Annotated in this window: 11 protein-coding genes; 1 reads left to right on the top strand and 10 read right to left on the bottom strand. The window is 39.5% G+C overall.

The window, feature by feature from the left end:
* Positions 1 to 34 precede the first annotated feature (34 nt).
* The 3 genes from AC1Z3S_RS01110 to AC1Z3S_RS01100 are packed head-to-tail and all read right to left on the bottom strand — an operon-like array spanning position 35 to position 3,063.
* Positions 35 to 970 carry a nitronate monooxygenase gene (locus AC1Z3S_RS01110; protein WP_461735829.1) on the bottom strand — a complete coding sequence of 312 codons (936 nt, stop codon included), beginning with the start codon at positions 968 to 970 and terminating at the stop codon, positions 35 to 37.
* Positions 971 to 2,125 carry an acyl-CoA dehydrogenase family protein gene (locus tag AC1Z3S_RS01105; protein WP_461738803.1) on the bottom strand — a complete coding sequence of 385 codons (1,155 nt, stop codon included), beginning with the start codon at positions 2,123 to 2,125 and terminating at the stop codon, positions 971 to 973.
* A 35-nt stretch (positions 2,126 to 2,160) separates the two neighbouring features.
* Positions 2,161 to 3,063, bottom strand: coding sequence for a LysR family transcriptional regulator (locus AC1Z3S_RS01100; RefSeq protein ID WP_461738802.1), 903 nt, complete (start codon positions 3,061 to 3,063; stop codon positions 2,161 to 2,163).
* A 1,436-nt stretch (positions 3,064 to 4,499) separates the two neighbouring features.
* Here AC1Z3S_RS01100 and AC1Z3S_RS01095 point away from each other — a divergent pair.
* Positions 4,500 to 5,711: an L-lactate MFS transporter gene (locus AC1Z3S_RS01095; RefSeq protein ID WP_461735832.1), complete on the top strand. Its 1,212-nt coding sequence runs from the start codon at positions 4,500 to 4,502 to the stop codon at positions 5,709 to 5,711.
* Positions 5,712 to 5,921: 210 nt separating this feature from the next.
* Here AC1Z3S_RS01095 and lepB read toward each other — a convergent pair whose 3' ends face one another.
* From lepB to AC1Z3S_RS01060, 7 genes are all read right to left on the bottom strand, one after another.
* A complete protein-coding gene (gene lepB, locus AC1Z3S_RS01090; RefSeq protein ID WP_461738801.1) occupies positions 5,922 to 6,698 on the bottom strand; it encodes a signal peptidase I in 777 nt (258 codons plus the stop codon).
* Between the two features lie 11 nt (positions 6,699 to 6,709).
* The gene (locus tag AC1Z3S_RS01085) at positions 6,710 to 7,375 is read right to left on the bottom strand and encodes a hypothetical protein (protein WP_461738800.1); all 666 of its coding nucleotides are present in this window, start codon (positions 7,373 to 7,375) and stop codon (positions 6,710 to 6,712) included.
* A gap of 18 nt (positions 7,376 to 7,393) precedes the next feature.
* A complete protein-coding gene (locus AC1Z3S_RS01080; RefSeq protein ID WP_461738799.1) occupies positions 7,394 to 8,497 on the bottom strand; it encodes a WxLIP family cell surface protein in 1,104 nt (367 codons plus the stop codon).
* Between the two features lie 205 nt (positions 8,498 to 8,702).
* The gene (locus AC1Z3S_RS01075; RefSeq protein ID WP_461738798.1) at positions 8,703 to 9,518 is read right to left on the bottom strand and encodes a WxL domain-containing protein; all 816 of its coding nucleotides are present in this window, start codon (positions 9,516 to 9,518) and stop codon (positions 8,703 to 8,705) included.
* Positions 9,519 to 9,543: 25 nt separating this feature from the next.
* Complete coding sequence (locus AC1Z3S_RS01070) at positions 9,544 to 10,350, bottom strand: WxL domain-containing protein (RefSeq protein ID WP_461738797.1); 807 nt, start codon at positions 10,348 to 10,350, stop codon at positions 9,544 to 9,546.
* Positions 10,340 to 10,723 carry an LPXTG cell wall anchor domain-containing protein gene (locus AC1Z3S_RS01065; RefSeq protein ID WP_461735839.1) on the bottom strand — a complete coding sequence of 128 codons (384 nt, stop codon included), beginning with the start codon at positions 10,721 to 10,723 and terminating at the stop codon, positions 10,340 to 10,342. Before AC1Z3S_RS01065 ends, AC1Z3S_RS01070 begins: the two co-directional genes overlap by 11 nt.
* A gap of 19 nt (positions 10,724 to 10,742) precedes the next feature.
* The gene (locus AC1Z3S_RS01060; RefSeq protein WP_461738796.1) at positions 10,743 to 14,669 is read right to left on the bottom strand and encodes a pectate lyase-like adhesive domain-containing protein; all 3,927 of its coding nucleotides are present in this window, start codon (positions 14,667 to 14,669) and stop codon (positions 10,743 to 10,745) included.
* Between the last annotated feature and the right edge of the window lie 270 nt (positions 14,670 to 14,939).

Here is a 14,939-nt window from a genome sequence, read left to right as displayed (position 1 = left end):
CTTACTGCAATGACCCTGTCTAACACCTTTTGGTTTAATAAAAGATTTTAGGCATCTCTTTCATAACTTCCTCAGCCTCGGCAAACATGTCATCGATAATCGATTTAACCGGCCGGATACTGTGAATTGCGCCGGAAATCTGGCCGGCCATGATGGACCCATTGACCATATCGCCATTGACAACCGCTTTTCTCAGTGAGCCCATGGTTAATTCCTCTAGCTCGCTGCGGGGCACTTTCAAATATTCCATCTCTAAATATTTCTCAGACATCGGATTTTTAATCACCCGGACCGGTGCGCGAGATGTACGGCCAGTGACCACCGTTGAATCGTCCTTCGCTGCTAAAACTGCTAATTTATAACTCTCAGGAATTGGCACTTCCTCAGAGGCCAAGAATCTAGTCCCTACTTGAACACCTTGAGCGCCCAAAGCGAAACTTGCGACAATGCCGCGGCCATTGACAATCCCACCAGCAGCAATCACCGGAATCGAAACGGCTTCACTCACCTGTAAAACTAAAGACATTGTGCTGCTTTCACCAATATGTCCACCAGCTTCGGTTCCCTCAGCTACTACGCCGTGAACCCCTAGAGCTTCCATTTTTTGCGCCTGATCAACAGTCGCAATTACTGGAAAGACCTTGACGCCAGCTGCTAATAATTTCGGCACATGATCTTTTGGAGTACCGGCACCGGTTGTGACAATCGGGACACCCTCCTCGATTACAATATCGACTAATTCTTCAATATTATCCATCATCAGCATTAAGTTAACAGCAAAGGGTTTGTCTGTTAATTCTTTACATGCCTGAATTTGATAGCGTAAGGTGGCGCCATCCATTGCGCCTGAAGCGATAATTCCCAAGCCGCCAGCATTAGAAACTGCTGAAACTAATTCATATCGGGAAATTTGTGCCATCGCCCCTTGAAATAAAGGGTATTTAATACCTAATAATTTTGTTAACGACATTCATTCTTCACCCATTTCATCATTTTTTTCAATCTTTGTGTCGTTAGATTGCAACCAAATTTTTGAAATAATTCTTTTCTGTGCATCTGTTGAACCGCCGTATAAGCCGGTCACTTGAGCGTCTCTTGAAAAACGCTCAATCACATTATTACGGGTATAACCATAGCCTCCAGTCATTGCAACTAGGGCTTCTGTCGCTTTTATTGATGTTTTGGTACAAAACAGTTTTACTTTTGCAATCTGAACCGTCGCCGTGTAATCCAGCATATCGGTATTCTTTAAAAAGGATTCCGCCGCTTCAATATCTGTTACTACATCCGATAAAACCTTTTGACATTCAATCAAATTGATTAACCGCAGTCCGAATTTGCGTTCCTTGGTCACGTATTTTAGACCGTAACCAAAGGCTCCTTTGGCAATGCCGATTGACTGCGCCGCAATCGCTAAGCGAATCCGGTTGAAAATCATGCCCACCTGTTCTTCGTTGACCAAGTCGCCGCTGAGAATATTTTCTTTGGGAATTTTCACCTCGCGAAACTCAAGATCTGCCACCGGCAAAGCATGGAGGCCGACTTCTGTTGTTTCCGGTCCAATTTTTAAGCCAGGTATCTTCTTATTTAAAATGAAAATGCCATAGCCCTCTTGCCCGTCCATTTTTTTGACTTTAGAAGCCACCATGAACAAGCCAGCAATTGGCGCATTGGTGATTGTCGCCTTGGCCCCATTCAACAGCCAGTGATCGGAATACTCCACGGCCGTTGTGCGGACTTCTGAGAGCTGACTACCTGAGCCAACTTCATTTAAAGCAAAAGCCCCCCAGATTTCCCCTTCCAGCAACGGCTGCAGATAAGCCGCTTTTTGCTCTTCGGTACCAAAATGATAAATTGGCCAAACCGCAAAGCTCGACTGGGTCAAAAAAATACTTGAAAGGGTGGGAAAGCTAGTTGATAGCTCTTGAATAACCTCCAAGTGATCTTTAAAGCTGGTCCCGTCACCGCCGATTTCTTTTGGAAAACCGCAACGAATAAACCCCTGTCTGCTGAGATCTTTCATTAATTCTAAAGGGAATTCATTGGTCCGATCAAAGACAGTTGCTTGTTCATCTAAGCCATTTTTCTTTAACTCCTGTAGATATTGCATCAATGAGTTTTCCAAAAGTGGGTCTCCTTTTTAGCAAACTAAAGCTCGTGTTACTCGACTGGCTGATAAAAGAATTCCAAAATCGATTCGTATAAAAACTTTTCCTCCGGCGAGTAAAAATTTTTGACCGGCCGGCACAGCAATAAGACAAATTGTAAGGGATCTTTAATTTCACGTTTGGTAACTACCGATTGATCCGCCAAGCGATACATTGCATTTTGCAGGATGACAATAATATCCGAATGACCGGTGAGATCCATTAAATACTCTAAAGAATCGCCGGTAAACTGCAATCGCGGCTGCTTCAAGTGTTCCTTCAAGCGCTTGCTGACTAAATCAAAAGTAGTGTAGCTTTCATTAAAGGTGCCCAACGGATAATCCTTTAAATCTTCCCAAACAAGACTCTTTTGTTCACTGAGTGGATGGCCGTAGCGCATATAAGCGACAAATTCGTCAATTTGGATGACTTGCTGTTCAAAACTCTTTAAATCTAAATCTGCTGGATCAACTAAAACGGCCAAATCCAAATCATTTTCGACTAATTTCTTTGTCAAATCCTTGGCGCCGCCTTCGACAATTTCAATTTGAAGCTCCTTGTGATCTAAGATGAACTTTGGCAGAAAGGAGAGAAAATACATTCTCAGCACCGCTGATGGGATACCGATTCGGATTGTTCCCTTTTGCTTCAAAGATTCCCGGCGAATCATCGCCTTCATCTCTTCATACTTGGCTACAATCTCTACCGCATAGTCATACAAAAGCTTACCGCTAGGGGTCAACTCCTCAAAGCGACCATTGCGCCGCTCAAACAACAGCAGTTCCTCTTCCGTTTCAAAGTTGGTAATCATCTGACTCAAAGCAGGCTGAGTTATATGAATTTTCCTTGCTGCTAAAGAAAGATTACAGCCGCTTTCCACGACCTTGATGAAATAGCTTAATTGGGTAATATCCATTAACAGCCCCCTCTCAAATCACTTTGCCGTCACTCGCCGCCTTCAGACATTCAAAATCCTCAGCAACAATTCTCGTGCAAAAACGCACTAGTATTGCGCCGCTCCTTTAGTGAATGACTGAATTAGCCGTCGATTAAAAATTGCTTGTCGAACTAGCAAAAAAAGATTTTCTAAAAAGAAACAACTATTTCTGATAAAAAAATTACGTCTAAAAACACCATAACCGACAATTTTATATAGAAATAAAATTGCCATAGCATAACTAAAACAGAGAAAGATTTTTTGTAAGCACTTTCAAGTGCAATTTTAATACTTTGTGATAAATTTGAAAAATTATGTAATTTTATCCTACCTATTAGTAAAACTTATAGGTATTCAGTTTGTAATTATTTATTTTAGCTTGAGAACTACTCGCAGTAATTGTTTCTAGTTTGACTAGCGTTTTTTTATTTCCGAAAAAAAACTTAATTTTGCTGCTTTTTAAAAAGAATTTTTTTATCTTATCTAATGTTTTACCTGTTACCATTAAGAAACAGATGTGATTGTTAATAAATTAGATAAATGCATCCTTTTGTGCAACAGTGATCTTCAACGCCAGCCGTTATTCTCGCTTTTCTTTTTTGGCCTTACTAAAATTCTAGCAAAAAAAATAGCAAAAAGCTATTTTAACTCTAAAATTATTCACTTTTTTACATAATATAGGTTTTTTTATTTTCAAGAAGTTTTTTCGCCATGATGTGATACTCTCCCTATAAAACAACGAAATCAACTTTTTCAAAGGAATAATTAAGAATAGTAAGTTTTTCGTTATCAGAAAATCTTCCCTCAAAAAACAACCAGCCGGACAAAAATTTAGTATAAATGTTGAATTAGAATAGGGAGATTCTTTTTTGACTAAGTAGTCTGTTAAAATTAAATGGATTTATAGACCCTATAAGTAACCCTAATAGAAATATTTTTCACAAGTGTAAAAATATTTATTCTTTTCCAGTTCAACTTAAATCGAACCCTCAATTAGATAATTGTCTTTTCACACTTAAAACTATTCTAGTCATTTCAAATAATAATAGAATTTCTATATTTAACAGGATTCTTAAATAAAGGCGTCTCATTTCGCTAGTGAAATTCTTAATTAAAAACATTTACCATCAGTCTAAATTAATTTATTGCGAAAAAGAATTATTTTTTTCGAATAATTCTTTGGTTCTCCATTTTATTGTGAAGGTTTTTTCAATCGACTTTTGTCACCCAATTTCTTTTGAAAAAGCTGCCAACACTTGATAAACAGTAGACTTTTCGGTCGTTTGAAATAATCATTTTTCCAGAACTATAAGTTTAGCTTATGGGAATAGTAAATAGAAGTTTTTGGACTTTGAAGCAAATCCTTTTTAAAATTATTTTGTAAGCGCTTTATAAAAAAGATCGGAGGAAACATAATGGAGAAAACGAAGAACAGATGGGCCGTCCTGGTTGCCGCTATCGTCATTAACATGTCTTTAGGAGCCGGCTACGCTTGGTCAGTTTTCCAGTCTGCGCTTTTAGAGGTCAACAGTGATTGGGCTTTAAGTCAAACGTCTTTAGCTTTCAGTATTTCCTTTGCAATGGTGCCGATTGCGATGATTATCTGCGGACCAATCATTGATAAACAAGGCGGTAAGAAAGTGGTCTTATTATCCGGGTTATTATTTGGTATCGGGATGTTTGCGACAGGTTTTGTTACTAGCATTCCTATGCTCTATCTTACTTACGGCTTGATTTTAGGTCTAGGAATTGGTGCCGGTTATGGTACGGCAACTTCCTTAACAGTTAAATGGTTCCCTGATAAAAAAGGTTTGGCCGGTGGATTGACTGCAGCCGGTTTTGGATCAGGTGCGATTATTTTAGCACCGATTGCCACCAGTATGATTAATTCCGTTGGTATCTATAATACCTTCAGAATTTTAGGCGTTGTTTTATTAGTAGTTGTCTGTGCGGCTTCCTTCTGGATGGAAAAAGCACCGGTTTCGGCAACCGCCAATACTGCCGTACAAGCAAATGAAAACGACAAGAACTACAAACAGATGTTAAAAGAACCAAATTTCTGGCTGCTATGGGTCGTTTATACTTTTGCGGCTACAAGTGGCATGATGATTATCGGTCACGCTGCTAGCCTTGCCGATTATTATTCTTTAGGTACCGGAACGGTCATCGTAATGATTGTGGGGCTGTCTAATACATTAGGTCGAATTATCTGGGGCGCCATCTCCGACCGTTTGGGCAGATATGTAACAGTATTGCTGATGTTTATCTTTTCGGCTGCTGGATTATTACTATTAAACTTCAACCAGAGCATTGGCACATTTGCCGGCATTCTCGGCTTGATTTTAATTCCTTCTTCCTTCGGTGGCTTCCTAGGATCATTCCCTGGGATCACAGCCGAAAACTGGGGCGCTTCAAAAGCCGCTTCCAACTACGGCTGGATGTTTACCGCTTATGGAATTGCCTCCATCATGGGACCATCTCTGGCTTCGCAAATTCGTGAAGCAAGCGGCTCTTACTCGATGGCCTTCATTATCGCAATGATTATGGCTGTGATTGGTATCCTGTTGATTCTTTGGTATATGGCGCAAAAGAAAAAAGCAGCTGTAAGAGAAGAAGCATCAGATTAAATTTTGTTGATTTAAGTGAAACACCCCCTGCTTCGATTAAAATATTAATCGAAGCAGGGGGTTGTTTTTTGTTTGGATACTGAAGTAGAAATAATATTTTGAATTAGGCTAGTCACATCCGCAAACAACAAAATTAAGGCACACTAAAAACCTCAAGTTTTGCAATTACAAAATTTGAGGTCAAAAGTATTATAATTCTTTCTCTTGTTGTCAAAAAAGAGTCCATGTTTCTAAAGGAAGTAATCTTGCTGTGACTTTGCCAATGATTTGCTCAGCATTGATTAAGCCATAGTAACGACTATCTGTAGCATAAGGACGATTATCACCCAGAAGCAAGTATTGATTCATCGGCACTTCTTGCTGAGAAATAATTTCCATGAGCGAAAAATCCTCAGTAAATTGATGCCCATTACTCTGACTTTCATTTATTTCAGAAACGATAAATTTTTCATCGACTACCTGATCGTCTACATACAAAGTATCTTCTCGGTAGCTTATCTTTTCACCAGACAAACCAATAACCCGCCTAATTTGAATCGCATCCCCTCTTTTGAATGCCACAATGTCAAAGCGCTTTATATCAGTCTTTTTTTGAATTAAAACCAACTCGTCATTGCGCAAAGTAGGAGACATTCCATACCCTTGAACCTTTTTAAGGGAAATAAAAACTGAAGAAATCAGGAATACTAACACTGCTGCTAAAAATATTGCAACAAAAACCTCTTTCAACAACTTTTTCTTTCGTCTCTTTTTATACTTAAACCGTTTTTTTTTCGACAAACTTTTTTTATTTTTCTGTATTGATGGGGTATTTTTCTTTTTGGATTGTTTTCCCGCTTTTTTAGATGCGGGATTATCGATTGTTTTAGTAGTCTTCTTTCTTGTTGTCTTTTTTAAGCTGCTTTTCTTTGTGGAGGCTCTGTTCAAATCCAGATTTGGCTTGTTTCGACTGTTTTGTCTCTTCTGTTGATTATTTTTTTTGTCCATGACAAACACCTTTATTCCTCAAGAAGAGCAGCCTCATCAACATTGTAAAAATCAAAAACTTGTTTTTCATAACTTTTTACTTTTTCAATATCCTGTAAATATTCATCGGATAGTTCTGTGTTGCCATAAAATCGGGTATAGTTGGCACTGCCATTCACCCCTAACTCCTTAATCGCATTATAATAACGATTTAAGGCTATCTGTCCCTCCGTAGTATTCAATTCACTTGCCTTCAAAGTACCATAGCTAGCCATCGAAGTGGACAAGTAACGAATATTTTTTTGCAGTTTATCCTGCTCGTCCTGTTGGTCTTTAGCCAATTGAATTTGATCTTCAAAATCTCGAATTAAATAATAGGATTTTACAATGGAGTCCGCATCATCTACAGACAAATTCATAGCTTGATAATAATTTACATAGCCAGCTCCACCACTAGCTAAAAGAGTTAATGTAAGGAGTATTGCAACACCTCTTATGTTACGCTTTTTTCTTTTTTCCAATAGTTTTTTTTGAATAGCCAATCTTTTTCGTTTCTTTTTATTCCGTATTTTTTTCTTTGGCAATCTTTTAAGCTGTTTTCTTGTCTGAAAATAACGAATAAAGAAGAAGATAGCAAAAATCAGAAAGAGAATAGCACTTGCCAGACAGCCAATAAAGACCCATTCTAAAACTGTCATCTACGCCCACCTTTCCCTTTAAGCATTATGCTTTTTTTTCAGTTTTCTTCTTTTCAATCGTTCAGCCTTTTCCCGCTTCTTCTTATTTTTTTTGATTACTTGAATGACCACAACCAAAATAACTACAACTGCAATAAAGCTAGCGACAATTAAAGCAATTAATTTCCAGTCAATTCCTTTTTCCTGTACTAAACCAATGTCCCGTTCGTTGAACTCATCTGCTTGTTCTTGGGTAATCTCGAAATCCTCTGACCACTCCCAGCGTTGATCTCCCGCCGTCACTAAAATAGTTGCTGTATAATTTCCCGCCACCATCTGTTCACCATTCATACTAATCGGAAAATCTATTTGAGTATTTGGTGCCATCCGCATTTGGGTTTTTTTCGTTTCATAAAGGACAGTACTTTCCCCTTGGTTAGTAATTTGCACCTCTGTCGACATATCATTCAAAATAGTCGCCTGTGTATTGGAATAATTAATAAAAATCGTGTTCCGATAATTTGCCGTTCCTGGATAGACTTGATTGAATTGTAAATCAGCAGCCACGGCAGTATCTGTTTCTTGAAGAATCATGGCGATTGCGTAGGCAAATTTGTTTTTAACAACTGAACCGCTGACTTCTTCCGCTTCTTCATCACTATCTTGTTTTTGCAAGCGAATACCACCTAAGATGATGCCATCGTAAGTAGTTTCAGGCATTTGAATATTGAGCTCTAAATCGCGGGACTCTCCAGCAGGAATCTCGACTGTATTGGGACCAGTCACGATATCTGCAAAATCAAATTTCAAAGAAGCATCATTTTCAATATTCGTTTCACCGTACTCTAGTACACCATTTTGATTAGTTTTGGCACCATTTATGCCTATCTCAACTACGATGTCTTGTTCACTTGGATTAATTAATGAAATGGACACGGTCTGCTGCTGACTAGGACTCATCTGCAAATTGAAATAGCCTGCATCTCCCATCTGATTTCCAGGGAAATTGACATTGTAAGTAAAACCCGCTGCACCACCTGCACTACTATCTGAGGTGCTCGCCTCTACTGAAGTTGCAGTCCCTATAAAAACACTCAAAATTAACAAGACTAAAGATACTATGTATTTTTTTTTTACTTTCATGCTTATTCACTCCATCCAACTATATAAATTGTGTAGTAATATTTGCTTCTTTCTCTTTGGAACAAACTGTATGCTCCGTTGAAGAGTTTTCACTTGGTCTATATAGATTGTTGTAATATGTATAAATCATTGTAGATACCATCTGAAAATAAGAGCTGATGGGGATACCCACATCAGCTCTAGATCTTTTTTAGTTCATTGATAATTAAGGTTGAACAGCAATTGTCCAAGTTACTTCAGCTTCGTAAGTACCAGTAGTCATTATTGAACGGGTAGTTTTAGGTACAAATAATGAAACTGATGTATTAGCACTATCAGTCACCCCTTTGTTAGCTCCTACGTGATCATCCGCAACCCAATCAGCACTTTGACCGTATTCTACAAAGTACTCACCTTTACCTGTTAAGGCATCTGCAGCAACTGTTCCTGTGTCAACAACTGTTTTAGCCTGACCACTTTCATCTAATTCAAAACTACTAAGCATACCTGATTCAGGCCAGATACCTACGTCTTGAGCTGAGTTCATAATACCGTGATTGTAGGTGACTGTTGCACCTGTAAGCTCTTCAGTTCCACTGGCCTTTGTAAATTGTTTAGTCAAAGCAGCAGTCAAAGTGTACCCTCGTTCATCATTACGAATATCAGTCCATTGTACGTAGGCACCACGACTGATTGAACCATTAGCATCAGTTGATGTATTCGCTCTAGCGTAAGTAGTTATTGCATCTGTACCAGTCGTAATTCCATCAAAATACAGATTAGAAACTGCTTGAATAATCAATGTGCCTGTTTCTTCAGGTGTAGTTACTTCACCTGGATCAGGTTTGATTGGAACCGTTGGATTTTCCGGGTCTTTAGTATCATCGCCACCGCCGGCTTCCCCTTGAGTCACTTCAACTGAACCTGACGATACAACAGAGTTTCCAACGACACCTGTTGATGCAGCCGCTGTTGTTGCACCCACTAAACTTAATCCCAAAGCAGCAATTAAGGTTGTTGCACATAAACTTCTTTTTTTCATTTTTATTTCCTCCTGATTTTTTTAATTATGGTAACTCAGCTAAAAGCCAAGTTAACTCCGTTTCGTATTGCACCGGATAAATTTTTGTAGCATCCGGTATCGTTAATGAAATAGCACTATTTTGATAAGCTTGCTTTTGATAAAGCTCATCCATAATTGGAGCGCCAGTTTCATCAACTAATGGTGTTAAGGTGTTCCCCTGATCATTTTGGTTGCTTCCAGATGCCCCAAACTCAATGGTCCATGTCCCATAGCCATTGCCGGAAGCAGCTCTAGCAACCTCATAAGAGTTATTAATATTACTAATATTGATGGTATCCCTTGTAACAGTTGGCATTTTACTGGTATTTATTGCGTTCGCCCAACCTTTGTCAAAGGAAAGAACAGCCCCTGTTAATTCTTTCTCTGAGCTTTCTTGTACAACATCATTTCTAAATTGATAGTTTTGTTTGACTTGTAAGGTCCATCCATCTGCGTTTTCTCGTTCGTCAGTAATCTGAATGTAGCTACCTCTTGCTGGAGTATCACTATGAAAAAGCTGCCCCCGTGCATAAAATATCCGATTACTATCGGTAATTTTTGCATCTCCAAAGTCTAGCGAAGAAACAAAGTCAAAGCGCAAAGCGCCTGTTGTAGAGTTATCTTCACCTGGATTGACTTCTTCACCGGGTGTTTCTGGATCAACTGGATCAGTTGTTCCCCTACCGGTCACTGTTACAGATCCGCTTTGATCAAGGCTAGATGCAGAAACTTCACCTTGATTTACGACCAGTGTTAAGCTGGCTGCTGTCAATATAAGTAGAAATGAGGAAAGAAATCGTTTAGCTTTCATGATTTTCCTCCTTCTTTCTTTTTCTGTAGAAAAGTATCGCAACAATCAGTAACAGAACTCCGCCAGCAACTGCACTAACATTTCTCACCATTTCTCCAGTTTGCGGTAATTTCCCTCCTGTACTTGGAAGTGAACTGGAAGTAGTTGATTCCTCAGTACTACTTGATGAGCTACTTTCACTATCACTGGAAGACGAAGAGGCTTGTGAAGAATCACTACTTTCTGACTCCTCATAAAAAGTAATTTTCCCTTTGGTAGAAACTTCACCACCATTTACTGTTCCGCCTTGTGCTATGCCGCTAGTCGGAAAAACAATGAACGTTACCAAAAGCAGAACAGAGAAAACGATGATTGATTTAAGTTTTTTTCTCATTTCTTCCTCCATTCTGTTTTTACGGTGGAGATACTTCTAGTGTCCATAAAATAGTACCTTGATAGTCTCCTAGTCGGCTGGCATCGATGGCTTGGACATCCAGTTTTAGCCCATCTCCATCTGCGCTCCAAGCAGAGCTAATGTTTTGACTACCACCACTACTCTTTTGATAGACTGTCATTGACTGATCTTCCAACAAAGTTAAGTCACTATCCCCATATTGATAATGTAAGGCATTTGCTAAAACATGTGACCCACCTTCTAAAGTCATAGGCTTTTCAACAGTGGCTTTAATCTCCCAAGCGGTTTGACCGCTTGCTCCTCGAGTATCGCTGACTTCAAGGTCATCTCCAACAATGTTCGCTTCATTTACGCGAATATTTTGAGCACGATATTCAATTTGTCCAAAGTTAATTTCTGACGGTGCTCTGACAATTTCAACTGTCCCTAAGACCACGCCCCCCGGATTTACTACAGATGAGGAAGCCGTCAAAGAGTCACCAGGAATAGTTTTACCTTCAGCATTTACTGTATTAGTAATCGTTGTATTATATGCATCGCTTTCTACAACCGCAGTAAAGCTGATTGTTGCTGTTTCTTGTGAAAGTAGCGTTCCTGCTGAGAAAGTTAAAGTTCCATTTTCAAAAGAATAATCGGTTGATTCAAGAGTTGTCCCATTGATATTTCCCGTGATTGACGTTTCATCAAGCGTTAGGAAATCTGGTATGACATCAGTTGCAGTGACATCATTTAGTGTAGACGTCACACCATCACTGCGACTATTTGACACTACAATTGTATATGTCAGCCTATCTCCAACCGAGGTTGTACCATCCGCACTACTTGAAACAACTGTTTTGTCAACAGCGATATCAGGCATGATGTCTTCTACGACATATTCTGTAACACCGGTAAAAGTTGCATCATGATAACTTATCGTTTGATACGGATTAATATTCCCTATAGTATTATTTGTACTTGGTGGGCTTACAACCGCGCTCGCTTCACCTGCATTATCATTGAAGAAAATTGAAACTTTTTCTCCTGCAACAAAATAATCACTAACTGTCACTGACCAAGTCCCATCTGGCTGGACTGTGAAAGTCTCCGGAAGGAAAGTTGGCTCGTCTGTATCACCGGCTGTAGCACTTTTAACACCTATATAACCAGTTGCCCCAGGCTCAGCATCACTTCCACTTAATGTTCTAGAAGCATTGGTGACTTGATCGGCAGTTATGGTTGGTGTTGGTATGGTTGGAGGTGTCACATCAACCGCTGTAATTGGAGTTTGTACCCAACGTTCATCAATAGTTGGTGTCCCAACGTGCACTTGACCACTATCAGGATCACCAGTTCCACGCCAAGCCCTTAAAACTTCTATTTCAGAGCCCGCTTCAATAAACTCGCTGTTACCATTTACAATATTTTCAATTGTAAACATACCGTCACGGGCAGTTTCCCCATAAACAGATGTCCCAGCAGAAGTTGTTCCTGTGAGAACATAACTTGTGCCATCTAGCTTTGTTACTCTGACCTCAACCGTCACTTCACCCGTCCAAGCATCACGAATACCTTCTACCCCTTCAGGAATTGAAACGTGTCCATAGATATATTTGTCTGCGTCGGTTGAAACCCGCAGCTCATCAACAATTGGATAGGCGTTATTTCCACTTAAGCGAGCATAGTTTTGCATTCGGTTGGCAGTCACCCCAAAGAACGCTAACATTTCTGGCGTTGTTGTATAGGCTGTACCGATTTTCCCAGGAATTAGCTCCAAAGAAAAATTACTCGCTACTGTATTGAATCTCGTGCCACTAAAAGCTGCTGATCCCAGTGTAAATGCCTTAGTGGGATCACCATCCAAATTGGAGCTACTTGACCATACACTTAAGTCTGAGTTTACAGAACGCAATTGTGCTCCAGAACCATAAAATACATATCCTCTATTATTGTTTCTAAAATCGTAATAAAGCATATTATCAAACTCAAGACGGCTGTTAGTAGCGTAATTGAAAGTATAGTTTCCACCAGAAGCTAACTGAAATTCAGTACCCGATTCTGCTGTGATATCTACTGCATAATCTGATTCAATTCCTCCAGAACGATAAGAATCGATATCAATCATACTGCGAGCATCTTGAAGATTAAATGCATTGCGCATTGAGCGACTTGTAGTGTACTGGATAGCGTACTCATTAGAATTACTTTGAACGTAGACTCTAGATTGCCCAGAAACATTCATCACGTTATCGCCACCATACATACGAATGGCGGCTCCACGATTGGCTGTCGCTGTAACACCACTAGAATTAATATCTTCTTTTTCCACTCTAAGAACAGAATTGTTCATGATGTTGAAGGTCATGTGCCCTTCTTCTCTAAAACGGATTGTTCCACCAAGTGAATAACCATTATCAGATTGAACTGAAGCATTAAAGGTAGAGGCTTCATCAATATCAAAGATTCCATAATCACTCATCATGACCGTAACTGGTGACCAGCGTCCATCTAAGTCTAATAAAGAACCATTTGCAACCGAGTAATGAGCGTTAGCACCCTCCACACATATTAAACCGCCGTAACGGTCACGATATCTTGTTGTACCGCTCAATTTAACAGTGCTAGGTGTTGACCCATCATCTACTCCAGTGTAGAAATTGAAGTAGGTTCCCTCAACTGCTATCAGAGGGGTCAGTTGATTACTTCCTTCCAAAGTGGAACCTTTCTCGACTCTGAATTGAGCACCATTTGTCCGGTCAGTTCCGCTAACTGTCGAGTAGAAAAGCATATCAACCAAGTCAACTTTAAGATAAGCGCCATCAGTCAAAATAAATGACTTGATTTCAAACATCCGCTGCCAATCGGTCCCCACACTTGTTTGTCCACCAGCAGAATTTGGTGCAGCACCATAATCACTAGCAATCAGATTATTTTGCCCTCTAAAGGTAGCAGTAGCTGTTGGAGCATACATGATACGCTTAGTATTTCCAAGGCCTTTGTTATAAACAAAATCCTCAAAATTAACCGACCAAAGTCCGTTAGTTTCAGCTGAGTAAATCAAAGCATTGCCTGTTCTATTGTCGGTATCACGATTTCCAATTCCTCTAAACTCGACATTTTTAAAACTAAGAGAAGTAGCCGTTGTGATACTACTGCTCAAAACAATACCAGCTCCAGCTGTTCTGTATGAATCACCAAAATTAATTACCCGATTAGCTGGTTGGCCTGTATCGTCCACTCCAACAATTTCTAAGTTTTTGGATAGCGTTGCCACGTATGGATTGGCCGTTGGCGTAGGATTCGCAATATCTGCGGTTAATTGAATTACCGTTGTTGTTGCATCAGAAATAGCTGCTGTAAACTCTGCCCAAGTTGCTACCGGTGTAATAATCTGTGTCCCAATAGCTCGTGCATTTCTTGTAGTAGTAGTTTGAGTTGTTGGAATTTCTAAGTCTGCGTAAGTTGAGGCTTCTGCTTGCTGATACAATTGGAAATTTTTTTCTGTAATAAGATTTCCCGCAACACTCAGAGAAACTTGTCCTTGAGTATCCCTGTCGGTCACCTTCTCTTTTTTAAAGTTGCCTAGAATTTTCAATGGCTCACCTGACGGTTGTGTCTTAATAGTGAGCTGTTGCGTTTCAATATCAATTGACACATCAATATCTTGATTACTTCCCGCTACCAACTCGCTAGCATCTTCTTCTCCGATAACCAATCCACTTGTATCCAAAGTTATCGTTTCTTCACTTGGATTGGCAACTGTGAGTTCAAATGATAAGCCTCCTGCAGACTCTGATATCTCCGATAACTCCAATTGATAATTAGAAGACTCAGCTCTAGTTACCTCAGTATTTGCAAGTTCTTTCCCTAAAACCGAAATTAGCATGGTCATCAGTACGGCTAGCAGCAACACACTAAATCTGTATTGCTTTTTCCCAAATTTCATTTTTTTATCAACCCCTTTCTTGTCCCTTTTTGTGTACTAGGTAGGAATAGACACATTGACAAATTAGTCACTCCCTGTAGTCTAAGGCAGGAAGGCAAAGAACCTTTTTTAAGGTTCTTTTCACCAACAAAACACCACCTCCTTTAAATTTCAACTCCTAAAAATTGTCAATCCAATGCTAGTTAGGTAACCGACCTACTACTCAAAAGAAATTTTTCCTTTTCCGTTGATAATTAACTCAAGCCTTATATCCCTTCAGGCTTTTTAAGA

This window comes from Enterococcus sp. LJL90 (assembly GCF_056924355.1).
This window is presented reverse-complemented; position numbering and strand designations above follow the sequence as displayed.